25 protein-coding genes are annotated in these 23815 nt (G+C 51.8%); 20 read left to right on the top strand and 5 right to left on the bottom strand.

Annotation, left to right across the window (positions count from 1 at the left end; all coding sequences use genetic code 11):
- Positions 1–28 precede the first annotated feature (28 nt).
- The 3 genes from WKJ03_RS09215 to WKJ03_RS09205 all read right to left on the bottom strand — a co-directional run bounded on the left by WKJ03_RS09215 (position 29) and on the right by WKJ03_RS09205 (position 2848).
- A complete protein-coding gene (locus tag WKJ03_RS09215) occupies positions 29–514 on the bottom strand; it encodes a YbhB/YbcL family Raf kinase inhibitor-like protein (RefSeq protein WP_337841898.1) in 486 nt (161 codons plus the stop codon).
- A 14-nt stretch (positions 515–528) separates the two neighbouring features.
- A complete protein-coding gene (gene trxC / locus WKJ03_RS09210) occupies positions 529–963 on the bottom strand; it encodes a thioredoxin TrxC (protein WP_337841897.1) in 435 nt (144 codons plus the stop codon).
- A 94-nt stretch (positions 964–1057) separates the two neighbouring features.
- On the bottom strand, positions 1058–2848 hold the full coding sequence (locus WKJ03_RS09205) for a DEAD/DEAH box helicase (protein ID WP_337841896.1): 1791 nt from the start codon (positions 2846–2848) through the stop codon (positions 1058–1060).
- 163 nt (positions 2849–3011) lie between these two features.
- On the opposite strand from WKJ03_RS09205, the gene mioC reads away from it, so the two are divergent.
- From mioC to WKJ03_RS09125, 16 genes are all read left to right on the top strand, one after another.
- The gene (mioC, locus tag WKJ03_RS09200) at positions 3012–3446 is read left to right on the top strand and encodes an FMN-binding protein MioC (RefSeq protein WP_337841895.1); all 435 of its coding nucleotides are present in this window, start codon (positions 3012–3014) and stop codon (positions 3444–3446) included.
- A 509-nt stretch (positions 3447–3955) separates the two neighbouring features.
- Positions 3956–5845, top strand: a complete 1890-nt coding sequence (gene mnmG / locus WKJ03_RS09195; RefSeq protein ID WP_337841894.1) for a tRNA uridine-5-carboxymethylaminomethyl(34) synthesis enzyme MnmG — start codon at positions 3956–3958, stop codon at positions 5843–5845.
- Between the two features lie 13 nt (positions 5846–5858).
- On the top strand, positions 5859–6482 hold the full coding sequence (gene rsmG, locus WKJ03_RS09190) for a 16S rRNA (guanine(527)-N(7))-methyltransferase RsmG (protein ID WP_337841893.1): 624 nt from the start codon (positions 5859–5861) through the stop codon (positions 6480–6482).
- Between the two features lie 22 nt (positions 6483–6504).
- Entirely contained in the window at positions 6505–7293 is a 789-nt protein-coding gene (locus tag WKJ03_RS09185) for a ParA family protein (protein ID WP_337841892.1), read from the top strand.
- Between the two features lie 18 nt (positions 7294–7311).
- A complete protein-coding gene (locus tag WKJ03_RS09180) occupies positions 7312–8202 on the top strand; it encodes a ParB/RepB/Spo0J family partition protein (RefSeq protein WP_337841891.1) in 891 nt (296 codons plus the stop codon).
- Positions 8203–8332: 130 nt separating this feature from the next.
- Positions 8333–8725, top strand: a complete 393-nt coding sequence (locus WKJ03_RS09175; RefSeq protein ID WP_337841890.1) for an ATP synthase subunit I — start codon at positions 8333–8335, stop codon at positions 8723–8725.
- 2 nt (positions 8726–8727) lie between these two features.
- A complete protein-coding gene (gene atpB, locus WKJ03_RS09170) occupies positions 8728–9522 on the top strand; it encodes a F0F1 ATP synthase subunit A (RefSeq protein ID WP_337841944.1) in 795 nt (264 codons plus the stop codon).
- Positions 9523–9574: 52 nt separating this feature from the next.
- Positions 9575–9808 (top strand): F0F1 ATP synthase subunit C, encoded by a 234-nt coding sequence (gene atpE / locus WKJ03_RS09165; protein ID WP_337841889.1) that lies wholly within the window; start codon positions 9575–9577, stop codon positions 9806–9808.
- 48 nt (positions 9809–9856) lie between these two features.
- The gene (gene atpF, locus WKJ03_RS09160; RefSeq protein ID WP_337841888.1) at positions 9857–10327 is read left to right on the top strand and encodes a F0F1 ATP synthase subunit B; all 471 of its coding nucleotides are present in this window, start codon (positions 9857–9859) and stop codon (positions 10325–10327) included.
- A gap of 12 nt (positions 10328–10339) precedes the next feature.
- Positions 10340–10873 carry a F0F1 ATP synthase subunit delta gene (atpH, locus tag WKJ03_RS09155; protein ID WP_337841887.1) on the top strand — a complete coding sequence of 178 codons (534 nt, stop codon included), beginning with the start codon at positions 10340–10342 and terminating at the stop codon, positions 10871–10873.
- 14 nt (positions 10874–10887) lie between these two features.
- Positions 10888–12429: a F0F1 ATP synthase subunit alpha gene (gene atpA, locus WKJ03_RS09150; protein WP_337841886.1), complete on the top strand. Its 1542-nt coding sequence runs from the start codon at positions 10888–10890 to the stop codon at positions 12427–12429.
- A gap of 54 nt (positions 12430–12483) precedes the next feature.
- Positions 12484–13344 carry a F0F1 ATP synthase subunit gamma gene (gene atpG, locus WKJ03_RS09145; RefSeq protein WP_337841885.1) on the top strand — a complete coding sequence of 287 codons (861 nt, stop codon included), beginning with the start codon at positions 12484–12486 and terminating at the stop codon, positions 13342–13344.
- Between the two features lie 31 nt (positions 13345–13375).
- Positions 13376–14761: a F0F1 ATP synthase subunit beta gene (gene atpD, locus WKJ03_RS09140; protein ID WP_337841884.1), complete on the top strand. Its 1386-nt coding sequence runs from the start codon at positions 13376–13378 to the stop codon at positions 14759–14761.
- A gap of 22 nt (positions 14762–14783) precedes the next feature.
- Entirely contained in the window at positions 14784–15200 is a 417-nt protein-coding gene (locus tag WKJ03_RS09135) for a F0F1 ATP synthase subunit epsilon (RefSeq protein ID WP_337841883.1), read from the top strand.
- Positions 15201–15462: 262 nt separating this feature from the next.
- Positions 15463–16827, top strand: coding sequence for a bifunctional UDP-N-acetylglucosamine diphosphorylase/glucosamine-1-phosphate N-acetyltransferase GlmU (glmU, locus tag WKJ03_RS09130; protein WP_337841882.1), 1365 nt, complete (start codon positions 15463–15465; stop codon positions 16825–16827).
- Positions 16828–16971: 144 nt separating this feature from the next.
- Positions 16972–18558, top strand: coding sequence for a winged helix-turn-helix domain-containing protein (locus WKJ03_RS09125; protein WP_337841881.1), 1587 nt, complete (start codon positions 16972–16974; stop codon positions 18556–18558).
- Here WKJ03_RS09125 and WKJ03_RS09120 read toward each other — a convergent pair.
- A complete protein-coding gene (locus tag WKJ03_RS09120) occupies positions 18524–19588 on the bottom strand; it encodes a serine hydrolase (RefSeq protein WP_337841880.1) in 1065 nt (354 codons plus the stop codon). The two genes, WKJ03_RS09125 and WKJ03_RS09120, sit on opposite strands and share 35 nt — an antisense overlap.
- A gap of 138 nt (positions 19589–19726) precedes the next feature.
- Positions 19727–19912 carry a hypothetical protein gene (locus WKJ03_RS09115; RefSeq protein ID WP_337841879.1) on the bottom strand — a complete coding sequence of 62 codons (186 nt, stop codon included), beginning with the start codon at positions 19910–19912 and terminating at the stop codon, positions 19727–19729.
- A gap of 143 nt (positions 19913–20055) precedes the next feature.
- Between WKJ03_RS09115 and WKJ03_RS09110 the strand changes: the two genes are divergently transcribed.
- From WKJ03_RS09110 to WKJ03_RS09095, 4 genes are all read left to right on the top strand, one after another.
- Positions 20056–20625: a DUF1439 domain-containing protein gene (locus WKJ03_RS09110; RefSeq protein ID WP_337841878.1), complete on the top strand. Its 570-nt coding sequence runs from the start codon at positions 20056–20058 to the stop codon at positions 20623–20625.
- A gap of 107 nt (positions 20626–20732) precedes the next feature.
- A complete protein-coding gene (locus tag WKJ03_RS09105; RefSeq protein WP_337841877.1) occupies positions 20733–21521 on the top strand; it encodes a DUF4198 domain-containing protein in 789 nt (262 codons plus the stop codon).
- Positions 21522–21529: 8 nt separating this feature from the next.
- On the top strand, positions 21530–22426 hold the full coding sequence (locus WKJ03_RS09100; protein ID WP_337841876.1) for a hypothetical protein: 897 nt from the start codon (positions 21530–21532) through the stop codon (positions 22424–22426).
- A complete protein-coding gene (locus WKJ03_RS09095) occupies positions 22426–23721 on the top strand; it encodes a DUF2271 domain-containing protein (protein ID WP_337841875.1) in 1296 nt (431 codons plus the stop codon). Before WKJ03_RS09100 ends, WKJ03_RS09095 begins: the two co-directional genes overlap by 1 nt.
- Positions 23722–23815: the final 94 nt, after the last annotated feature.

Here is a 23815-nt window from a genome sequence, read left to right as displayed (position 1 = left end):
GGGAGTGGCGGAGCTTCCATGGATTGGTTTATCGGGCATAGGTCGCCGTGATTGTAGCTTTGCCTAAAGCGTTGGCATTCAGCATAAAACCTACCACCGCAGCGCTTGCTTCGTCGGGCACAGCCAGAGTTTCTGTGGGCAGCGCCCAGACTGTAAACTGATAGCGGTGCATCCCGTGGCCTGGCGGCGGACAAGCACCGCCAAATTCATATAAACCATAGTCATTGCGTAAAGTTCGGGCTCCAGTGGGTAGCGCTCCACTGCCGGCCCCTTGCGCCAGAGCAGACACAGTTGCAGGAATATCCAGCACCAACCAGTGCCAAAACCCCGACCCGGTCGGCGCATCCGGATCAAACACTGTCACCGCAAAACTTTTGGTGCCCGCTGGTGCATCTGACCATGCCAAAGCTGGCGATTTATTAGGGCCGTCACAGCCAAAACCATTAAACTCAAAGGTTTTGGCCATAAAATGGCCTTCTTTAATATCCGGGCTGGTTAACTGAAATTGGCTCATAGGTCATTCCTTTTTTAAGTGGACTGCCAGCTATGCTGCTGCAGCCATTGATAAAACATCTGTTTTGGCATGGCTCCCGACTGCTGTGCAACCTGTTTTCCCTGCTTAAATAACATCAAAGTTGGAATAGAGCGGATCTGAAACTGTGCCGCCAGTTGCTGCTGTTGTTCGGTATTGACCTTAGCAAAACGAAAACGCGGCTCCAGTTCAGCGGCGGCCTGGCTGAACACAGGTGCAAAACTCAAACAAGGTCCACACCAGCTGGCCCAAAAGTCGATCACCACAGGAAGCTCGGATTTCTGCACGTGATTCACAAAGTTATCAGCCGTCAGCTCTATGGCTTTCCCCTGAAACAAACTTTGTTTGCAGCGACCACAGTTGGGTTTATCAGCGATTTTAGCCGGATCAATACGGTTAAGGGTGGAACAGCTGGGACAAGCAAGGATCATGGACTACCCCTTCAGGCAATTTCCATTCAATATGGGGCTAAAGATCACAAACTCAAGCCGAAAAAAAGCCCGGCATGCCGGGCTTTTTCACTTATTAATCACGTGGTTTACGCGGTGGGCGTGGAGCCGCACCAGGACGAGGCCCAGGTCCGGCTGGACGACGTTCACCTGACGCTGACGCCGGAGCACCGGTATCAACACTGATATTCAGCTTCTGCTTACGCACATACACCTTCTTCAAATGCTGGAAGATTTCATTTGGCATACTGGCTGGCAGTTCTACAGTACTGAAATGGTCGAACAGTTTGATGTTACCGATAAACTGGCTGTCGATATTGGCTTCATTGGCAATAGCACCAACAATATCGCCAGCGCGAACGCCGTGCTCTTTACCCACTTCGATGCGGTATGTGGTGTAATCCCCTTTCATTTCACGACGTGGCGGGCGCGGACCCCGTTCTGACCGATCACCACTGCGTTCAGGCCTGTCACCACGCTCAAACCGCTCGCGGCGTGGACGGTCGCCAGTATCACGGTCACGGCTGTGCGGTTCACGGATTTCAGGGAACTGAGAAGCCACATTTAATGGTTGATCTTTTTGTGCCAGATACAGCAGTGCTGCTGCTAAATCTGCATCCGTGGTGTCCATCGAGTCGCGCCATTCATTGATCAGATCCTGGAAGAAACTCAGGTTCTGCGTTTCGATGGTTTGTGCCAGGGTTGCACGGAAGGATTCGATACGACGCTGTTCAATGACCTGGCCAGACGGCAGCGACATTTTTTCAATTGGCTGACGGGTTGCGTGTTCAATGGTACGCAGTAAACGACGTTCACGTGGCGATACGAACAGAATAGCTTTCCCTTCGCGGCCAGCACGGCCAGTACGACCGATACGGTGCACATAAGCTTCGCTGTCGTATGGAATGTCGTAGTTGACCACCAGGCTGATGCGCTCGACATCCAGACCGCGGGCAGCTACGTCAGTGGCGACGATCACATCCAGTTGGTCGGCTTTCAGACGGCGAATGGTCTGTTCGCGGTGCGCCTGATTCATATCACCATTCAGGCAGGCAACGGCATAACCACGGGCACCCAGCTTTTCAGAAATTTCTTCTGTGGCACTTTTGGTACGAACGAAAATGATCGCTGCATCGTACTCTTCACCTTCCAGCACGCGGGTTAATGCATCCAGTTTCTGATTGCCATCCAGCATCACGTAACGCTGTTGAATACGCTCAACAGTGCTGGTCTTGGATTCAATCTTCACTTCCTGTGCGCCACCTAAATGCTTTTGAGCAATGGCACGGATTTGTGGTGGCATAGTGGCAGAGAACATCGCGACCTGACGGCCTTCCGGCGTCGCGTCCATAATGGTCTGAACGTCGTCGATAAAACCCATACGCAGCATTTCATCGGCTTCATCCAGTACGATAGCGCGCAGTTTATCCAGCACTAAGGTGCCACGATCCAGGTGATCCAGAATACGACCTGGTGTACCGACGATCACCTGAGAGCCACGTTTTAACGAACGCAGCTGAGTGGAATAGTTCTGACCGCCGTATAAAGGCAGTACATGAAACTCTGGCATGTAACGGGCATAAGCCTGAAAGGCTTCGGCTACCTGAATAGCCAGCTCACGGGTTGGCGCCAGAACCAGGATCTGTGGTTCAGATTGCTTTGGATCCAGGCGGGCTAACAGCGGCAACGCGAAAGCCGCTGTTTTACCTGTACCGGTCTGGGCTTGACCTAACAAGTCTTCACCAGCCAGCAATTTAGGGATAGCCGCTTCTTGAATAGGTGACGGATGCTCATAACCTAATTCTGTCACAGCGCGCAGAATTGGTTCTGGCAAGGCCAGCTGGGAAAAAGACATGGACTCAGACATAAATTGTAAAAACCTCAATAACACGCAGGCCTAAGGGGTTGTGCTATTGTAGTTTTACTGAGCCTGCACAGCAGTAAAAATACCCAAAAAGAGCAGAAAGCCTTGGCTTTGCTCTTTTTAATTCCAGTAGTATAACCAATCATTTACCTACATGAGTTGCAGTATGATTGAGATCCTTGTTGGCAGCCAAATGGGTGCTGCTGAATACACAGCAGAACAAGTAGCTGAAGCTTTGGAAAAAGCGGGTTATGAAGTCAAGCTTCATCTCACCCCTGAATTGACACAGCTGACCAGAAATTCTGTCTGGTTAGTCGTCACCTCGACGTATGGCGCAGGGGATCTGCCCGATAATATCCAACCCTTTGCGGATCAGTTAGCACAAAACGGCGGCGATCTTACCACAGTTTCTTATGCCGTGATCACATTAGGTGATACCAGTTACGATACTTTTTGCATGGCAGGCCGCACTATGGCCGCATTATTGGCTCAGAATGGCGCAAAACTATTGCTGCCGAATCTTGAAATTAATGTGCTGGATGCTGATTTACCTGAAGATCAGGCACTCGCCTGGCTACCACAATTCATCCAGACGCTCTAATCAGCACATGGCTACCTTTATAAGGCTGGACTTCCCAGCCTTTTTCATTTCAGATCAGTAAAACACAGCCTGGATCAGCGCTGCACGATCTTAACCCCAGCTTTGGATCCAGATATTCATAATTTATCCACACAAAGCACCATTTTTTAGATCGCTTGTGGAAAAACCTTTGCAAAACTTCAGTAAAAGCTGAATTTATCCTCTGAATAAAAAAATCGTTTGGCAGGCTTGTGGATAAAACAACAAGTTGATCACTGGAAACATTCGACAGGATCCAAGCTTGATCACATGATCTGATCTTAGATAAGTGCTTGATCTGGAATGTGCTATTTGAGTTACCCACACAAAACAGGCTGTATAAGAATAAACATAATAAAAAGATCTCTTTAAAGATCCTTTCTTATATAGAGATCCGATACCGATCCTGATCCATCGGAAAGCGTTCACACGGCACCGAGATCCGGTTACAATACGTGCCCTTTTTCAGGCTGGGTAAGATCGAGGCAACTATGCTGTTTCAGGAAAATTTTGACGTGATCGTGGTCGGTGGTGGTCATGCCGGCACAGAAGCCGCATTAGCCGCTGCCCGCATGGGCATGCAAACCTTATTACTCAGCCACAATGTAGAAACCCTGGGCCAAATGTCCTGTAACCCGGCCATAGGCGGTATAGGCAAAGGTCACCTGGTGAAAGAAATTGATGCTTTGGGTGGTTTAATGGCCCAGGCGGCAGACAAAGCCGGTATTCAGTTCCGTACGCTGAACAGCTCAAAAGGCCCCGCGGTACGCGCTACCCGCGCTCAGGCTGATCGTGCTTTGTACCGAGCTGCAGTGCGCCATGTCTTAGAAAACCAGCCCAACCTGAAAATATTCCAACAGGCCTGTGATGATCTGATCGTTGAAAACGATAAGGTCTGTGGTGTTGTAACCCAAATGGGCCTGAGTTTCCGTGCTAAAGCTGTGGTGCTGACTGTAGGGACCTTTCTTGGTGGCCAGATCCATATAGGCCTGCAAAACTTCAGCGGTGGCCGTGCCGGGGATCCGCCATCGATTGCATTGGCACGTCGTTTACGCGAATTACCATTCCGGGTCGGTCGGCTGAAAACAGGCACGCCACCGCGCATTGACGCCCGTTCTGTTGATTTTTCAGTGATGCAGCCTCAGCCAGGTGACAACCCGACGCCTGTGTTTTCGTTTTTAGGATCCCGTGCCGATCATCCGGTACAGATCCCTTGTTACATCACCTACACCAACGAACAGACCCATGACATCATACGCAATGGCCTGGATCGCTCGCCAATGTACACAGGTGTGATTGAAGGCATTGGCCCACGCTACTGCCCATCGATTGAAGACAAGATCACCCGTTTTGCAGACAAAGACAAACACCAGATCTTTATCGAGCCTGAAGGTTTAACCACTCACGAGTTATACCCCAATGGTATTTCAACCAGTTTGCCGTTTGACGTGCAGTTAAACCTGGTGCATTCAATCAAAGGTCTGGAAAACGCGCATATTACCCGGCCTGGTTATGCCATCGAATACGATTTCTTTGACCCGCGCGATCTGAAAACATCGCTGGAAACCAAATTTATCAGCGGGTTATTTTTCGCTGGCCAAATTAACGGCACTACGGGCTATGAAGAAGCTGGTGCTCAGGGTCTGATTGCTGGTATGAACGCTGCGCTGCTGGCGCAGGGCAAAGAATCCTGGACCCCAAGCCGTGACCAGGCCTATGTCGGCGTATTGGTGGATGACTTGACCACCATGGGAACCAAAGAACCTTACCGCATGTTCACCAGCCGGGCTGAATACCGCCTGATGCTGCGTGAAGACAACGCCGACAGCCGTCTGACTGCAAAAGGCCGTGAGCTGGGCTTGGTTGACGATGTGCGTTGGGCTGCCTTCAACCAGAAAATGGAACAGATTGAACTGGAACGTCAGCGTCTGAAACAACAATGGATCCATCCACAACACGCGGCACTGGCTGAAGTGAACAGTCTGCTGAAGACTCCACTGAGCCGTGAGGCCAGCCTGGAAGAATTGATCCGTCGTCCGGAAGTAACTTATGCGGATCTGATGGCTATTGAGAAGGTTGGGCCTGGCCTTGCACATGCGGAAGCCGCCGAGCAGGTTGAAATCCAGATTAAATACGAAGGTTACATCAACCGCCAGCAGGACGAAATTGCCAAGCAGGAACGCAATGAAACCACCCTGTTACCACAAGGTTTTGATTACAAAGCCGTGAAGGGGTTGTCCAACGAGGTGGTACTGAAGCTGAACCAGGCGCAGCCACAAACGGTTGGTCAGGCGTCGCGGATCTCCGGCATTACCCCTGCTGCAGTGTCGTTGTTATTGGTGTACCTGAAAAAACAAGGTTTGCTGCGCAAGTCGGCTTAATCACGGGATCTTCATGCTGGAATTACTCAAAGGGCTGGTTGCGCAAACCAGCCTGACTTTATCTGAGCTGCAACTGCAGCAACTGCTTGCCTACGTGCAGCTGCTGGACAAATGGAACAGTGCCTACAACCTGACCTCCGTCCGTGATCCGAAAGAAATGCTCGTCAAACACATCATGGACAGTCTGGCCGTTGTGCCTCATGTGCAGGGCAAAAGAATCATCGATGTGGGGACCGGTCCAGGTTTACCTGGTGTGCCTTTGGCCATAGCTCTGCCAGAGAAAAACTTTGTGTTGCTGGACAGTCTGGGCAAACGTATCCGTTTCCTCAATCAGGTGAAACTGCAGCTGAAGCTGAGCAACATCGAACCTCTGCAAAGCCGGGTGGAAGATCATGATCCACAAGGTGGATACGATGCGGTGTTGTCGCGCGCTTTCGCTTCGATGACCGATATGGTGAACTGGTGTCAGCATTTGCCACACCAAAGCGGCCAGTTTTTGGCCATGAAAGGCGCCCTGGTGCAAGAAGAAATTGCAGCTTTGCCGAATTTTGTTAAAGTTGTCGGCAGTTATCCGCTGTCCGTACCAACACTCAACGCTGAGCGTTACTTGGTGGTATTGGAGAAAAATCAAAACTAATCAGACGCTTATTGGGGTTTTTGTGGGAAAAGTCATCGCGATTGCCAACCAGAAAGGGGGCGTGGGGAAAACCACGACTGCGGTCAATCTGGCTGCGTCCATGGCTGCCACCAAACGCAAAGTGCTGTTAATTGATTTAGACCCCCAAGGTAATGCCACTATGGGCAGCGGCGTGGATAAATACGCCGTGCATGCCACGGCTTATGAACTTTTGGTTGAAGAAAAACCTTTAGCCGAAGTGGTCGTCAAAGAGACTGCTGGCGGTTACCACCTGGTGGCGTCCAACTCAGATGTGACAGCGGCGGAAGTCCGGTTACTTGACGTGTTTGCCCGCGAACTGCGTTTGCGCACTGCGCTGAAAGATGCACGTAATCACTACGATTTTATTTTTATTGACTGCCCGCCATCGCTGAACATGCTGACCGTCAATGCAATGGCCGCCGCAGATTCCGTGCTGGTACCAATGCAATGCGAGTACTATGCGCTGGAAGGTCTGACCGCCTTGATGGATACCATCAACAAACTGGCGGCAGTGGTGAATGCTGATCTGAAAATCGAAGGTATTCTTCGTACCATGTATGACCCGAGAAACCGTCTTGCAAACGATGTTTCAGAGCAACTGAAACAACATTTTGGTGACAAAGTTTATCGGGCTGTGATTCCTCGTAACATCCGTCTGGCAGAAGCACCGAGTTTCGGCACGCCTGTGATGTATTACGATAAAAGCTCCACCGGAGCTAAAGCCTATCTGGCACTGGCCGGCGAAATTTTGCGTCGGGCTGACAAAAAAGTGGTCAAAGCCGCTTCCTAAGCAAGGAAAGAATTCAAGATGTCGTTAAAAAAGCGTGGCCTGGGCCGTGGCCTGGATGCATTACTGACCACCAAGCCTGCATTGGAACAACAAGCTCAATCTGAGAACCCGCTCAGTGCCAATGAGCTGAAAAAGTTGCCGATCGAATGGTTAAAGCCTGGAAAGTATCAGCCACGCAAAGACATGTCGCAGGACGCGCTGGACGATTTAGCCAATTCCATCCGTGCTCAGGGCGTTATTCAGCCGATCGTGGTCCGCCAGTTAGCGACTGAGTCTTATGAGATCATTGCCGGTGAGCGGCGCTGGCGTGCCAGCCAGTTGGCTCAGCTGGCCGAAATTCCTTGTATTGTCAAAGACGTGCCGGACGAAGCTGCTGTTGCTATTGCATTGATTGAAAACATCCAGCGCGAAGACCTGAACGCCATGGAAGAAGCGGTGGCCCTGCAGCGTTTACTGGACGAGTTTGAACTGACGCATCAGCAGGTCGCTGACGCGGTAGGGAAATCCCGCACCACAGTGACCAACCTGCTGCGTCTGAATGCTCTGAATGAAGACGTAAAACTGTTGCTCGAGCACGGTGATATTGAAATGGGTCATGCCCGTGCCCTGTTGGCATTGGATGGCCTGATGCAATCAGACGCTGCCCGCACTGTGGCGGCCAAACAACTGACAGTTCGTGATACCGAAAACCTGGTGCGTAAATTATTAGAACCTTCCCCACAACCTGAGCCTAAAGCGAAAGATCCGGATGTTGCGTCACTTGAACAGCGTTTGAGTGAGCGTTTTTCAGCCCCTGTGCTGATCAACTACAACAAAAAGGGCAAAGGAAATCTGGTCATTTCTTATACCAGCCTGGATGAGCTGGATGGCATTCTGCAGAAATTACAGCCTGGTGCTGCTGAAAGTTAAACTGTAGTTTTTCAATCTCTCAGACAAAAGTCGCAGCAAGGCCGCTTTTTCTTGCAAAAATAAGGCAGATAAGTATACTTGCGCTGGCCTAAAACTATTCAATATTGACGGGTTCAACGAGCGATAAAAAGTGGTTATAACGCATAAAAAAAGCCCTTTATCGCTAATCCTGAAGTTGTTGCTCAGCCAATTTGTGGCTGCCGCTGCGATCACAGCAATAGTTTGGCTGGCAATGGATGGACGATCCGCAAAATCTGCTTTGTTGGGACTGCTCTGTGGCATGCTTCCCCACACCATCTTTGCCTGGTATGTGTTCCGCTTTCACGGTGCTGATCAGGTGCAAATTATCCTGAAATCAATCTACCGGGGCGAAGCCATCAAGTTTCTGTTTATTGTGCTGCTGGTGACAGCAGTACTGAAAACCGTAGCAATAGTGCCTTGGATCTTTTTCAGTGCATTTTGTGTCGCGCTGCTGCTACAGGTTGTGTTACCGCTTTTGATTAACAACGATAATTGGGAATGAAAATGGCATCAGGTGCTGAGCTTACAAGCAAAGAGTATATTACTCACCACTTGACCAACTGGAGAATTGGCGAGGGCTTTTGGGCCGTTCACGTCGATACTCTGGCATGGTCTGTCCTCCTTGGTTTGGTCTTCCTGTTCTCTTTCCGAGCAGTAGCCAAAAAAGCCACTACCGGCGTGCCAACCAAATGGCAATGTGCGGTTGAAATGGTGGTTGAATTTATCGACAGTACTGTCAAAAGTACCTTCCACGGTAAAAGCCCTGTCATCGCACCTTTGGCCCTGACAATTTTTGTCTGGGTTCTGCTGATGAACTTTATGGACTTAATCCCGGTGGACTTCCTGCCTTGGACTGCCCAACAAGTGGGTGCAGCCATGGGGTATGATCCGCATCATGTTTACATGAAGGTAGTTCCAACCACAGATCTGAACATGACTATCGCTCTGGCGCTGGGTGTGTTTATTCTGATGATTTATTACTCGATCAAAATTAAAGGCGTCGGTGGTTTTATCAAAGAGTTAACCACTCAGCCATTTAATACCCCTTGGTTATACTGGTTCAACTTCATTCTGGAAGTTGTCGCCCTGCTGGCCAAGCCGCTGTCTCTGGCCCTGCGTTTGTTCGGTAACATGTACGCTGGCGAACTGATCTTCATCCTGATCGCTATGGTAGGCATATTCCAGTTACCTATGCATTTCGTCTGGGCTGCGTTCCACTTATTAGTTATTCCATTGCAGGCATTTATTTTTACAATCCTGACTGTGGTGTACCTGAGCATGGCGCACGAAAAACACTAATTTCGTTATAAAAATTTCGTTTTAACTTTAACTTAGAAACTTGGAGAAAATCATGGAAATGGTATTAGGTTTAAAACTGATCGCAGTTGCCTTATTAATCGGTTTAGGTGCTCTGGGCACTGCAATCGGCTTCGGTACTCTGGGCGGTAAATTCCTGGAATCTGCAGCTCGTCAACCAGAACTGGCTGGCTCTTTACAAGGTAAAATGTTCATCGTAGCGGGTCTGATCGACGCCATCGCGATGATCGGTGTTGCTATCGGTCTGTACATGCTGTTCGCAATGTAATCAGGCGAGACAACACAACTTTTACTAGCAAATTAAGGAGAAGCGGCCGTGAATATTAACGCCACTCTCATTGGTGAATTAATCGCATTCCTGGTGTTCGTACTGTTCTGTATGAAGTACGTATGGCCACCAATCATCGGCGCGATTGAAGCCCGCCAGCAAAAAATTGCAGACGGTTTAGCCGCGACAGATCGCGCTGAACAGGACCTGCGTTTGGCGCAAGAGAAAGCGAAACAGCAGTTGACTGAAGCAAAAGCCCAGGCTTCTGCGTTAATCGACCAGGCGAAAAAGCGTGAACAGCAGATTATCGACGAAGCTGCTGTGAAGGCTCAGGCAGAGCGGGACAAAATCCTGGCTCAGGCGAAAGCCGAGGTTGAAGCTGAACGGATCAGAGCGAAAGAAGAACTCCGCAAGCAAGTGGCTGCCCTGGCAGTGGCTGGTGCTGAGAAGATTCTGCAGCGTTCTATTGATGAAGCTGCACACAGCGACATCCTGGAAAAGCTGGTCGCAGAACTTTAATGAGGATGAGCCATGTCTGAACTGACTAATTTAGCTCGTCCGTACGCCAAAGCTGCGTTTGAGTTTGCGGTAGAACACAAAGCGCTGGATGCCTGGCAAGGTATGTTGTTTTTCGCTGCTGAAGTAGCGAAAAACGGCTACGTTGCTGAGCAACTGCACAACGGTGCTGCTGCAGAGCAACAAGCTGCGTTCTTTATTCAGGTTTGTGGCGAGCAGTTAGATGCTCATGGCCAGAACTTCGTTAAAGTCATGGCGGAAAATCATCGCTTGCTGGCGCTGCCAGCCGTGTTTGATGCCTTTGTTGCATTAAAAGCCGAGTACGAAAAAGAGGCGACCGTTGAGGTGGTTTCTGCGTCTGCGCTGAATGCAGCACAACAGGACAAACTGGCTGCGGCTTTATCGCAACGTTTAGCACGCAAAGTAAAATTGAACTGTAGTGTAGACCCGACCGTCGTTGGCGGCATGTTGATCAAAGCCGGTGATATGGTGATCGACGGCTCGGTTCGTGGCAAGTTAGACCGTTTAGCTACTGCACTGCAGTCATAATTGGGGATTAGAGCATGCAACTGAATTCCACTGAAATCTCTGAACTGATCAAAAAACGTATTGAACAGTTCGAAGTTGTCAGTGAAGCTCGCAACGAAGGTACTATCGTCGCTGTAACCGACGGTATTATCCGCATCAACGGCCTGGCCGATTGTATGCAAGGCGAAATGATTGAGCTTCCTGGCAACCGCTACGCTATCGCACTGAACTTAGAGCGCAGCTCTGTAGGTGCCGTAGTGATGGGTCCATATGCGGACCTGCGTGAAGGTACTAAAGTTAAAGCCACTGGCCGTATCCTGGAAGTTCCGGTAGGTCCAGGCCTGTTAGGCCGTGTGGTAAACACCCTGGGTGAGCCAATCGATGGTAAAGGTCCAATCGATGCAGCTGGTTTCGCTCCGGTAGAAAAAATTGCTCCAGGCGTTATCGACCGTCGTTCTGTAGACCAACCTCTGCAAACCGGTTACAAGTCTGTGGACTCGATGATCCCAATCGGTCGTGGTCAGCGTGAATTGCTGATCGGTGACCGTCAGACCGGTAAAACGGCTCTGGCCATCGACGCCATCATCAACCAGAAAGACTCTGGCGTAAAATGTATCTATGTCGCTATCGGTCAGAAAGCTTCGACCATCGCTAACGTAGTACGTAAACTGGAAGAGCACGGTGCCCTGGCGCACACTATAGTGGTTGTTGCTTCTGCTTCAGAAGCTGCTGCCCTGCAATTCCTGGCGCCATACTCTGGCTGTACTATGGGTGAATTCTTCCGTGACCGCGGTGAAGATGCGCTGATCGTATACGATGACCTGTCTAAGCAGGCTGTTGCTTACCGTCAAATCTCTCTGCTGTTACGTCGTCCGCCAGGCCGTGAAGCTTACCCAGGTGACGTATTCTATTTACACAGCCGTCTGTTAGAGCGTGCATCACGCGTAAACGAACACTATGTTGAGCGTTTAACTAACGGTGAAGTGAAAGGCAAAACCGGTTCTTTAACTGCGCTGCCAATTATCGAAACTCAGGCTGGCGACGTTTCTGCGTTCGTACCAACCAACGTAATTTCGATCACTGACGGTCAGATCTTCCTGGAATCAGGCCTGTTCAACGCAGGTATCCGTCCAGCGGTTAACGCTGGTATTTCGGTATCCCGTGTTGGTGGTGCTGCTCAGACCAAGATCATCAAAAAGCTGGGTGGCGGTATCCGTCTGGCCCTGGCTCAGTACAACGAACTGGCAGCATTTGCTCAGTTCGCTTCAGATCTGGATGACGCGACCCGTGCTCAGTTAGAACACGGTCAGAAAGTGACAGAGCTGATGAAGCAGCTGCAATACGCTCCAATGGGCGTAGCTGATATGGGTGTGTCTATTTTCGCGATTGAAAAAGGCTACATGAAAGACATCGAAGTAGCGAAAATCCTGGATTTCGAAGCTGCTCTGATCGCTTACATGCACGCTGAACACGCCCAGTTCATGGCTGATCTGAACAAAACCGGTAACTACAACGACCAGATCGAAGCGACTTTAAAAGGCGCTATTGAGAAGTTTAAAGCGACTCAAACCTGGTAAGCCTGTTGGGCGGGGCTTGCCCTGCCCGACCGTTGAAATATTCGGAGATTAGTCATGGCCGGCGCAAAAGAGATAAAAAGTAAGATCGGGAGTATTAACAATACTCGTAAGATCACCAGCGCTATGGAAAAGGTGGCAGTCAGCAAAATGCGCAAAGCGCAAGAGCGGGTTGCACAGTCTCGTCCATACGCGGAAAGTATGCGCAAAGTGATCGGCAATATCGCAAACGGCAACATTGAATACCGTCACCCGTTCTTAACAGAACGTCCGGTAAAAAATGTCGGCTACATTGTGATATCGACAGACCGTGGCCTTTGCGGCGGCTTGAATACCAACGAGTTCAAACGTATTGCCAATGACATGAAAGGCTGGAAAGACCAGGGCGTACAAGCTCAGGTCGCAGTGATCGGTAACAAAGCCACGGCGTTTTTCAAACGTTTCGGCGGCAAAGTACTGGCACAGCAAACCGGCCCGGGTGATAACCCGCGTCTGGCTGACGTAATTGGCTCAGTTCGTGTGATGTTAACCGCATACGAAGAAGGCCGTATTGACCGCTTGTTCCTGGTATTTAACCGTTTTGTGAATACCATGAAGCAAGAGCCGGTGATCGAACAACTCTTACCTTTGCCAAAAGCAGACGTAGCGGCGAAAAGCCACAGTTGGGATTACATCTACGAGCCGGATCCAAAAGTGATTTTAGATAAATTACTGGACCGTTACGTAGAGTCTCAGGTGTACCAGGGCGTAGTTGAAAACGCGGCCAGCGAACAAGCGGCCCGTATGGTAGCGATGAAAGCTGCTACCGATAACGCCGGTAACTTAATGGATGACCTGAAACTGGTTTACAACAAAGCTCGTCAGGCAGCTATTACCCAGGAACTCAGCGAAATCGTCGCTGGTGCCGCTGCGGTTTAAGGCTTAGGTTACAGAAATTAGAGGAATTAACATGAGTCAAGGTAAGGTAGTCCAAATCATTGGCGCCGTTGTGGATATCGACTTTCCACAAGATGCGGTACCTGGTATCTACGCCGCTTTGAACGTAACTGGCGGCGACCTGGCTGGCTTAGTACTTGAAGTACAGCAGCAGTTAGGTGGCGGTACTGTACGTGCTATCGCGTTAGGTTCCACCGACGGTCTGCGTCGTGGTACCGAAGTAGCTAACACTGGTAAGCCAATCGAAGTTCCAGTAGGTAAAGCCACACTGGGTCGTATCATGAACGTTTTGGGTGAGCCAATCGACGAAGCGGGCCCAATTGGTGAAGAAGAGCGTTGGGCTATCCACCGTTCTGCACCAAGCTACGAAGATCAGGCTGCGTCAAACGCCCTGTTAGAGACAGGCATCAAGGTTATCGACCTGGTATGTCCGTTCGCTAAGGGGGGTAAAGTGGGTCTGTTCGGTGGTGCCGGTGTTGGTAAAACCGTAAACATGATGGAACTGATCCGTAACATCGCGATCGAGCACAGCGGTTACTCTGTATTCGCCGGTGTAGGTGAGCGTACCCGTGAAGGTAACGACTTCTACCACGAAATGAACGATTCAAACGTTCTGGACAAAGTATCACTGGTTTACGGTCAGATGAACGAGCCACCAGGCAACCGTTTACGCGTCGCTCTGACCGGTCTGACAATGGCCGAGAAGTTCCGTGACGAAGGTCGTGACGTTCTGTTCTTCGTCGACAACATCTACCGTTACACCCTGGCCGGTACTGAGGTATCTGCACTGTTAGGCCGTATGCCTTCAGCTGTAGGTTACCAGCCAACTCTGGCGGAAGAGATGGGCGTTCTGCAAGAGCGTATTACTTCCACCAAAACTGGTTCTATCACCTCTATCCAGGCCGTTTACGTTCCTGCGGATGACTTGACTGACCCGTCACCAGCAACCACCTTCTCGCACTTAGATGCGACAGTGGTACTGAGCCGTAACATCGCTGCTCTGGGTATCTACCCAGCCATCGACCCACTGGATTCAACGTCCCGTCAGTTGGACCCGCTGGTGATCGGTAAAGAGCACTATGAAGTGGCCCGTGGTGTTCAGTCAGTACTGCAACGTTACAAAGAACTGAAAGACATCATCGCGATCCTGGGTATGGACGAGCTGTCAGATGCTGACCGCACTACCGTATTCCGCGCTCGTAAGATCCAACGTTTCCTGTCACAGCCATTCTTCGTTGCTGAAGTGTTCACTGGCTCACCAGGTAAATACGTTCCGCTGAAAGAAACTATCCGTGGTTTCAAAGGCATCCTGGACGGTGAATTCGATCACCTGCCAGAACAAGCCTTCTACATGGTTGGTTCTATCGACGAAGCGATCGAAAAAGCGAAGAAGCTGTAATTTACAGCTTTAGGAGAGCGAAATGGCAATGACAGTACAACTGGATGTGGTAAGCGCCGAAGAGCGGATCTTTTCTGGTCTGGTGGAATCCATTCAGGTTACAGGTAGCGAAGGTGAGCTGGGTATTTTACCTGGTCACATTCCGCTTCTGACTGGCATCAAGCCAGGTATGGTCCGTATCGTCAAACAGGCCGGTGAAGAGCAGCTGCTGTATGTAGCTGGCGGAGTGCTGGAAGTGCAGCCTCATGCAATCACTGTGCTGGCGGACGTAGCCGTACGCGCTGAGGACTTAGACGAGCAAGCCGCTTTAGCTGCACAGAAAGGTGCAGAAGAAGCGATGCAACATGCAGGTGCAGACTTCAACTATGCTGAAGCTGCTGCCCAATTGGCCGAAGCAATCGCCCAGTTACGTCTGATCCAAAAAATGCGCAAGAAGTAATTGCTACACCAAGCGTTTTGAAAAGCCACCTTCGGGTGGCTTTTTTATTCCGGACTTCCTGTCCTCCACCCTCCGGGCCATCGTCGCTTGGCTCCGATGTTCAACATCGTTCCTGACGATGTTGTATTTCAGGCATCCTGCCTTACACCCAAAGGGCCAGGCTGCGGTTGTTAAAATCCTCTGCCGGCGCATCATCTATTCACTGAAATTTCAGTTTGAATTCGTTAGAATCCGCACATTACACCCTGCTTAAGGAAAGGTTATGGCTTTAAATGTTGTGATTCTGGCGGCCGGTAAAGGCACCCGGATGAAATCTGCGTTACCCAAGGTACTGCACAAAGTGGCAGAACGTTCTATGGTGCAGCATGTGATTGATACGGCGCGCTCATTGGGCGCTCAGGCCGTCAATCTGGTGTATGGCTATGGCGCAGAGCAGTTGCAGGCCGCATTAGGTGAGCAGCCGCTGAACTGGGTGTTGCAGGCTGAGCAGTTAGGCACAGGTCATGCGGTGCAGCAGGCGGTGCCTCATATCGCTGACAGCGATGTGGTGCTGGTGCTTTACGGTGATGTGCCACTGACCCGCAAAGAAACACTGGAAGCCCTGTTAGCGGCCCGTCCGGCCGATGGCCTGGCCATTCTGACAGTCAAGCTGCCCAACCCGACAGGTTATGGCCGCATTATGCGCACCGACGGCAAAGTGGTGGGTATTGTGGAGCAGAAAGACGCCAGCCCTGAGCAGCTGCTGATCAACGAAGTGAACAGCGGCATTATGGCGCTGCCAGGCAAACAGCTGAAACAATGGCTGGGCCAACTGCAAAACAACAATGCACAGGGCGAATTCTACCTGACCGATATTATTGCGATGGCGCATGCAGACGGCGTCGCTATTGCGACCGCGCATCCGGCCAACCCTATTGAAACTGAAGGGGCCAACAACCGCGTGCAACTAGCGCAGCTGGAACGCGCTTATCAGGCCCGCAAAGCAGAAGAGCTGATGCTGAACGGCGCTAACCTGCGCGACCCGGCCCGCATTGATGTGCGTGGCGAAGTCACAGTCGGCAGCGACGTGATGATCGACGTGAATGTGATCTTCGAAGGCAAAGTGGTTTTGGGCAACGGCGTGATCATTGGGGCCAATAGCATTTTGAAGGACTGCACTATCGGCGATAACACCGAAATCAAACCGAACAGCATGGTGGAATCATCCAGCATTGGCGCTGGTTGTTCCGTCGGGCCTTACGCCCGCATCCGGCCAGATTCTGTGCTGGCAGACGACAGCCATGTCGGTAACTTTGTAGAGCTGAAAAAGGCTCAGCTGGGTAAAGGCTCCAAAGCCAACCATCTGACCTATCTGGGTGATGCGGTGATTGGCAGCAAAGTGAATATTGGTGCCGGTACCATTACCTGCAACTACGACGGTGCCAATAAGTTTGTCACCACCATTGAAGACGGCGTTTTTGTCGGCTCCAACAGTTCCTTAGTGGCGCCTGTGACCCTGGGCCAAAACAGCACTGTCGGTGCCGGCTCAGTCGTCACCGCTAGTGTGGCGGCAGACGAACTGGTGGTAGCGCGGTCGAAGCAGCGTCATATCAGTGGCTGGAAAAGGCCGGTGAAACAAAAGAAATAACACCAAGGGCTCAGCCCTTAGTTCGTTGCAACAACAAGTCCCCGCTAACACCGGGGATTTTTTGTTGCCGGAGCTATGTATACTGGGGCTCAGCTTTTTGTGTCGCAGTGAGGCTGCGAATGCGTAGCCATGCAAAGGACCAGGATGAATTCGATACCGCCCCTGTATATTCAAACCGCCGATCTGCAGATAGACAGCAGTCGCCACAGCGTGCGCCGTAACGGCCAGGCGATAGCGCTCCCGCCTTTGTCCTATAAGTTCTTGCTGGTGCTGGTGAGCGCACGGGGTCAGGTAGTCAGCACCGATGAACTGGCGGAAAAAGTCTGGCAAAAAAGTTATGTCAGCGACGAAACCATTAGCCAGCGCGCCTCGTTGTTACGCAAAGCGCTGGCGGACACTGCCGATCGTTACTTCGAAGCGATTCGGGGTACGGGCTACCGTTGGGTGGCGGACGTCGTTCTGTTGGACAGTCTGACAAGCGTCACCGCACCACCAGCTGATCGCCGCCGGATGGCTAAAGTGCACAAAGCCTTGTTGGCTGTAGCCGTGGTGGCCATTGTGGCTGCGTTGCTCGCCGCCTATCTGGTGCAGCGAACGCCGGCCAGCACAGACACCAGCAGCCAGCCCAGCCAGCCGCTGTCGGATCATGGTTTGCTGCTGCAAAAAGCCAAAAGCTATGCGGCACAATTTAATGCAGCCGCCAATCCGCATGCCATTCAACTGTTTCGTGATGTGCTGGCACTGGACCCTGGCTCGGACAGTGCGAAGTTCGGGCTGACGGTCGCTTTATTGCATCAGGTCTCGAAGTTTAACGGTGACCCCACTTTGCTACAGGAAGCCGATCAGCTGTCTGCTACTCTGCTGGCGGCGCAACCGGATAGCGCCAGGCGGCTCTGGTTGCGGGCATTTTATTTTGATGTGCTGGGCCAAATTAATCAGGCTATTGCTTTGTATGAGCAGGCGCTGGTGCAAGACCGCCAGTTAACCGAAGCCAAAGGCGGGTTGGCTTACCTGTACCGGCAAAAAGGCCGATTGCATGAAGCGCTGCATTTAAACATGGATATTGTTGGCACCGAGCTGCACTACCAGTTTTTGCAGGTGGCCGAATGCCTGGCGTTGGCTGGACTAACAGAGCAGGCCCGGGAGTGGCACCAGCGGGCTTATCAGTTAGCACCGGATTCTGCCGTGGTGATTGCCGCGCTGGCCAGGTTTGAGCTGACAGAAGGCAAGGACGAAGCTGCTGCAAAGCTGTTAACGGCACTGCATAACAAAGGCATGGGATCGGCCCACAGTTATGAAATTGCCGCCATTCTGGCGCTGCGCCAGCAACAGCCGGAACAAGCGCAGGCTTTACTGCAGCAGGCGGCCAGTTTAAGGCCGGAGTCCGAATACACCAGGGCCTGGCTTAGCTGGTTTCAACGCGACACTCAGCAACAACAGCCGATCCAGGTCAGTGTCGAGGACTGGCCTGATTTATGGGTGTACCGCGCTATCAGCCTGCTGGCCAGCCACCAACGGCAGCAAGCCATCGAAGCGCTGCAGCAGGCTCAGCGCAATGGTTATCTGGATTATCGTTTTATTCAGCAGTTGCCAGTGTTTCACCAGCTTGACGACGAAGCCGCCTATCAACGCAGCTTGCAGGCAATGGCGCGTGCTGCCGACAGCGAACGCGCCAAAATTGCGATCTACGTGTTGCCTAAACTGAACGGGCTGATAGTGCCGGCAAAATAACTGTCTGCATCAGCCGGTGAATTTGCTGGTGCATGTACTTGGTGTTGTAGGCGCTGCTGGTGGTGACCACTGTGGCATTGAAAGCCGGGATCACAAACAGGTAGTTGCCACCGTTGCCTGCCGCCGCATAAGCCTGCACGGTTTTGCCATTGAGCTGATAGGTAAAAATCCACCAGGTTAAGCCGTAATCGGCATGCAGTTCAGGCATAGCTTCTGAATAAGCGGTAAAACTCTTTTGCAGCCAGTCGGCGCTGACCAGCGATTTGCCCTGCCATTGGCCTTTATTCAACATCAACTGGCCAAGTTTCAGTAAATCAGGCGCTTTTATCCTCAGTCCGCCGCCGCCCTGTGTCAGTCCTTTGGGGCTGTAAGGCCAACTAACCTCCTTGATGCCTAAAGGCGTAAATAACTGCTGCTGAGCGTAATCCGACAGCTTCATTTTTGTTTTGCGCTCGATAGCAGCGCCAGTCAGAAACACACCAGCGGTGCAGTACGCAAAATCCCGGCCGTAGGGCTGATCTGCCGGTGCTTTTTCCCAGGGCGCATGGCCACGTTCGGGCAGATTCAACACAAAAGACAGCCAGTCCGCCTGCAGGTACATACGTTCTTCATTGCCGGCCGAATAGTCAGTCCAGTCGTTGCATTCCAGCGGGTTGGTCATGCTGAGCAGCTGGAAAAAAGTCATGACTGATTTTGCTTTGGTGGCAAATAGCAGCGGCTGGTAGTCAGCGAACAGCGGCAACACCAGATCCTGTTCTGATGTAAACAACTGCTGTTGCAGCGCAATACCAAACAGCAGGCTGGTGACCGACTTACTCGCTGAACGAATGTCATGCAGCTCATTGGCTGAGCTGCCGTTAAAATACTGCTCGTACAGCAACTGGCCGTTTTGTTGCACTAAAATGCCTGCCATTTTCTGCAGGTTCAGCGCCTCAATCTCTGCCTGAATAGCCAAAGGTTCAGCGGCCTGCAGCAAAGGGCTCAGGCTTAAGGTGGCACTGAAGAAGAGTTTTTGTAACAGTGGTTTCATGACCTGGTCTCCTGATGTTGGACCCGGCCAGCTTGCGTGAACTAGTGTTTTTTTGCCTGAAGCTTTGCTGAAGAAGCCTGAAGAATGGCGGAAAATGGGCCTTTTACGGCAGCTTTAAGGTTCCAGATGGAAGCTTGGTTAAAATAATGCCGTCAGCAGGCTCATTGGAAAAATCAGCTCAGGCACCAGCAAGGCCTGGTGATGTAAACTCAGGCTGAGCCACTGCAAGGCAGCATCAAAAGCCGTCATCAACACCACCAGCAAAACGAAAGTTTGGGCCAGTTGTCTGAAGCCTGGTAACTGGAAGGGGTCTTTGGTTTTCATGCCATCTGCTCCTGTGTTCACTAGGACTTAGTCGAAGCTGTGGCAAAAATAGTTGGAAGCCGTCGCAAAAAAAATTGTGAACTCAGGCCGGGTTCAGCTTGATTACCTAAAGTTCACTCATTCGTTCAGAGGATTAATTCAGCATGAAAACCACAGCAGTCTCTGCAATTGCCACTTTGGCTTTACTGGCCGGTTGCAGCCAGATGAACCGGATTGATTTATACAGCCTGAGCCAGCTGGAACTGCAACAGCAGCTGGATCAGCAATTACAGGCGCAGGCTCAGCGAGGCCGTTTATTGGGGGTGCCGCTAAGCCTGACCACCAAAGAGCTGCAACTGCAGATCGCGCCGGGGCAACAGCAGCAGGTGGAACTGAAACTGGAGATGGCGGCAGAGCTGGATGCGGTATTGTTGCCGCTGCGCACCGATCTGATGCTGCACCTGGCGGCCACGCCTTATTTTGATGATCAAAAAAATGCGGTGTACCTGTCCAACCTGCAAATACTGGATTCCAGCCTGGGTTCAGGCAATCAGCAATTTAAACTGCAGCCCTTGTCTGAACAGGCCAAACAACTACTGGCCATGACACTGCAAGGTCAGCCTATTTACCAGCTGGATTGCGACAGTTTCAGCCAGCGTATGTTGTGTGATGTACCGTTAACCTTGCAACTGCAACCCGGCAAATTGCTATTGAAGCCAAATTACCCGGATTAAATGTAAATATAGATCAGCAAGATAAGATCTAGTTGCAAATAGTTATCATTTGATCAAGAGTGGCGCTCCTAAAATAAATGAGAGTAATTCTCATCTTTGGAGCTGCTATGTTGAATCTAAAACCGGCCCTGCTGCTGACTTTTTGCCTGGCCAGCACGGCGGCCATCGCCCACACCCCGTACATGGCCCCTGCCAGTTTTGAACCTGTAAATAACTGGGTCACGCTGGATGCCGCCTTTGCAGAAAAATTCTTTTTGCCCGAAGTGAAGTTCGACCAAAGCGAATTCAGTGTCACCCAGCCGGATGGTCAGCAGGTCAAACCCAAAGAGCTGTTTTTGGGCAAAACCCGGACCATGCTGGCACATGAATTAACCTCTGAAGGCACTTACCGTTTCAGCACGGGCCAGCGTTATGGCGCTGTATTTCGCAGCTGGCAGCAGGACGGCAAAGTAAAAAACAGCCGTGATCCCAATGAAGCCCTGCCTGCAGGCGCCAGGCTGCTGGCGCATTTCCAATCCGTGACGCTGGCCGAAACCTATGTCAGCAAAGGTGCTCCGGATAAAGCCGCACTGAAAGCGCATGGCAAGGGACTTGAACTGGTCTTTGTCAGCCACCCGAACGATTTGTATATCGACACCCCGGTACGAGCCCGCCTGCTGTTTAACGGCCAGGGCCTGGCCGGACAAAAAGTGGAGTTGTTTCAGGCCGGTCAGGCTGAGCCTGAAAGCAAAGCAGTGCAGCAGCTGACCACTAACGCCCAGGGCGACATTGAATTCAGCGTGAAAAATAAAGGCAGTTACCTGCTGCTGAACCGTTACCGCACCGACGCCCCCGCTGGTGCCAAAGCCCCGACTTATAGCTACAGCTACACAGCTGTGGTTGAAATTACCGAATAGGACAACTTATGAAAACCATGAACAAAGCCCTGAGCCTGTTTCTTGCTGTCAGCAGCTGTTACCTGGTGGCGGCAGAGCCAGCCAAATCCAAGGCAGTGCATCAGCCAACGCCGGAAAGCAAAGCCAGTTTTATCCGTGATTACGACCTGAACAAAGACGGCACAGTGACCGCAGAAGAATTTGCTCAGGTGCGTCAGCAGCGTTTCAGCTCGGGTGATGAAAACCAGGACGCTGTGTTGCAACTGGACGAGTATGTTAACGAATACGCCAACCGGCTGGATAAACGCCTGCATGCAGAACGTGAAGGCCAAATTAAACAAACGCATACCCGCATTGGTGCGTTGGATAAAGACAAATCCGGCAGCATCAGCCTGGCGGAATACCAGGATTCGGGTGAGCGCGCTTTTAACTTTATCGACACCAACAAAGATGGCGTGATTAGCAAAGCGGACCCAGCGCCGAAACGCCCTGCCAGTGAAAAGCCTGAACCTGTGCGCGCCCGTCCGGCGCTGGTGATGCCAACCACCCACAGTGTGGCTGGAATGCTCGCTATGTATGACAAAGATGGCGACGGCAAGGTGACTAAAGAAGAATACCTGGCGGAGCGCGCCGCTGCGTTTAAGCGTACCGACCTGGATGGCAATGGTGACTTAAGTGCAGACGAATACCTGAACGAGTTTGTTGACCGGCTGGACCGCCAAATTGCCAAAACCCGCGCTGGTCAGTTAAAGCAGGCCGAAGTGCGTTTTGCTGCGCTGGATAAAGACAAAAATCAGCAGATCAGTGCTGCTGAATACCAGGCATCAGGTGATCGCATGTTTGCGCGTTGGGACACCAATGCGGACAAAGCCGTCAGCATGAAAGAAGCCCTGCCAGCTATTGAACCGTCGCAGCGGGCCGACTAATGCGTGCATTTGCTCTGATGCTGGTGCTGAGCTTTGCCGGCCAACTGCAGGCCAAGCCTTACCAACAGCAATGGTTGGATGCAGAGCTGGTTGTCGATGTGGCCGTGCCGGCGCAGCAATGGCAGCAGCAGTTGCCCAAGCTGCAACAGTGGCTGGCTACTCAACAGCAGAGTTACCTTGAGCCAACCAGGGAGCTGCAGCAGCAGTGGCAGCAGCGCTGCGAGCAACTGCGCCAGCAATTGCTGAATGGCGTCAGTTGTAGGCTTGGTTCTGCAGTCCAACAGTGGCAACAGGCAGTGCAAGCGAAGCAGCTGCCTGACCGGGTGGCACTGCGTCAGCACAGTCGGCAGCTGAACAAATTGCCTGCGACGGATCCACAAATCCTGTGGCATTACTCAGGGATCGCCAGGGCTGAGCTGGCTCAACAACTGACGGCGCAGCTGCAGTTGCTGTGGCCGGACGCGAACAGCTTCCAACTGAAACTGGCTGGCCTGTCATGGTATCAGGGCGCAGAGCAGGTGATGCAGCTCGGCGAAACCGGCTTGCAACAGCTGCGGGCGCGGCAGTTGTTTCTGGCGGAGTCGGAGCTGACACCTGGCTACCAGGTGGCACACCGCACCTACAGCGCAGTGCTGAACCCAGCCGATGGCTGGCCGGTGGAATATGGCCCGCAGGCGACAGTTGCAGCGGCCGATCTGGTGCAGGCCTGGGCGCTGGCACAAAGCCTGGCGGTTCTTGCTCCGCAACAAGGGCTACAGCTGGCAAACCAATTGCAAAGCGCGGCCTTGCTGCACACAGAGCAAGGCCAGCTACAAGCCTCAGCCCCCTGGTATGCCATGCTGGCGGATCCAAGCCAGCAGCACAGTCAGCAGATGCAAATCCGCTATTTATTGCCGGAATTACCGGGTGAGGCACGGCGGCCTTATCTGTCGCTCTGGCTGGCCGATGAGCAACAACAACTGGTGCGGCAGCTGGAAGTGTCGGGTGTCCAGCAACGCTGGTGGCAGGAATTACGGCATTGGTGGCGTAAACAGGCCAGGCAAGCGCCGGAGCAATTCGACAGCCTGGCGGGGGCCACCCATAAAGCGGGCTGGCAGCAATTGCGCTGGGATGGCCGCAACCTGAGCGGCGAGGTGGTGCCTGCCGGGCGCTACTGGTTACATCTGGAGATAGCCAGAGAACATGGCGGGCATCAGCACCTGAAATGGCCACTCGACTGGCAGCCGTCTCTAGCGGCGCAGCAGCACAAAATCAGCGGAGAACTCAGTGCTATTGAATGGCAACTGGCCGACTAACTAATGCTGTTTTCCCTTCTGCAAACCTCGCCTGAATAAGGCGAGGATTTCTTCGTTCATCTTAATTAACTAATTGATTTTTATCGAATAAATC

The sequence above is a fragment of the Rheinheimera sp. genome (assembly GCF_037442525.1).
Lineage (GTDB): Bacteria > Pseudomonadota > Gammaproteobacteria > Enterobacterales > Alteromonadaceae > Pararheinheimera.
The sequence above is the reverse complement of the archived record's forward strand: the minus strand, read 5'-3'. Positions and strand labels throughout refer to the sequence as shown.

Bases quoted from the DNA above. Each gene is read 5' to 3' on its own strand.
- WKJ03_RS09215 (WP_337841898.1), bottom strand. From the start codon at position 514: ATGAGCCAATTTCAGTTAACCAGCCCGGATATTAAAGAAGGCCATTTT.
- mioC (WP_337841895.1), top strand. From the start codon at position 3,012: ATGATTGAGATCCTTGTTGGCAGCCAAATGGGTGCTGCTGAATACACA.
- WKJ03_RS09110 (WP_337841878.1), top strand. From the start codon at position 20,056: ATGAAAACCACAGCAGTCTCTGCAATTGCCACTTTGGCTTTACTGGCC.
- WKJ03_RS09100 (WP_337841876.1), top strand. From the start codon at position 21,530: ATGAAAACCATGAACAAAGCCCTGAGCCTGTTTCTTGCTGTCAGCAGC.
- glmU (WP_337841882.1), top strand. From the start codon at position 15,463: ATGGCTTTAAATGTTGTGATTCTGGCGGCCGGTAAAGGCACCCGGATG.
- WKJ03_RS09095 (WP_337841875.1), top strand. From the start codon at position 22,426: ATGCGTGCATTTGCTCTGATGCTGGTGCTGAGCTTTGCCGGCCAACTG.
- WKJ03_RS09135 (WP_337841883.1), top strand. From the start codon at position 14,784: ATGGCAATGACAGTACAACTGGATGTGGTAAGCGCCGAAGAGCGGATC.
- atpA (WP_337841886.1), top strand. From the start codon at position 10,888: ATGCAACTGAATTCCACTGAAATCTCTGAACTGATCAAAAAACGTATT.
- atpG (WP_337841885.1), top strand. From the start codon at position 12,484: ATGGCCGGCGCAAAAGAGATAAAAAGTAAGATCGGGAGTATTAACAAT.
- mnmG (WP_337841894.1), top strand. From the start codon at position 3,956: ATGCTGTTTCAGGAAAATTTTGACGTGATCGTGGTCGGTGGTGGTCAT.
- rsmG (WP_337841893.1), top strand. From the start codon at position 5,859: ATGCTGGAATTACTCAAAGGGCTGGTTGCGCAAACCAGCCTGACTTTA.
- WKJ03_RS09105 (WP_337841877.1), top strand. From the start codon at position 20,733: ATGTTGAATCTAAAACCGGCCCTGCTGCTGACTTTTTGCCTGGCCAGC.
- atpD (WP_337841884.1), top strand. From the start codon at position 13,376: ATGAGTCAAGGTAAGGTAGTCCAAATCATTGGCGCCGTTGTGGATATC.
- WKJ03_RS09115 (WP_337841879.1), bottom strand. From the start codon at position 19,912: ATGAAAACCAAAGACCCCTTCCAGTTACCAGGCTTCAGACAACTGGCC.
- WKJ03_RS09180 (WP_337841891.1), top strand. From the start codon at position 7,312: ATGTCGTTAAAAAAGCGTGGCCTGGGCCGTGGCCTGGATGCATTACTG.
- atpB (WP_337841944.1), top strand. From the start codon at position 8,728: ATGGCATCAGGTGCTGAGCTTACAAGCAAAGAGTATATTACTCACCAC.
- WKJ03_RS09205 (WP_337841896.1), bottom strand. From the start codon at position 2,848: ATGTCTGAGTCCATGTCTTTTTCCCAGCTGGCCTTGCCAGAACCAATT.
- WKJ03_RS09125 (WP_337841881.1), top strand. From the start codon at position 16,972: ATGAATTCGATACCGCCCCTGTATATTCAAACCGCCGATCTGCAGATA.
- trxC (WP_337841897.1), bottom strand. From the start codon at position 963: ATGATCCTTGCTTGTCCCAGCTGTTCCACCCTTAACCGTATTGATCCG.
- atpH (WP_337841887.1), top strand. From the start codon at position 10,340: ATGTCTGAACTGACTAATTTAGCTCGTCCGTACGCCAAAGCTGCGTTT.
- WKJ03_RS09120 (WP_337841880.1), bottom strand. From the start codon at position 19,588: ATGAAACCACTGTTACAAAAACTCTTCTTCAGTGCCACCTTAAGCCTG.
- atpE (WP_337841889.1), top strand. From the start codon at position 9,575: ATGGAAATGGTATTAGGTTTAAAACTGATCGCAGTTGCCTTATTAATC.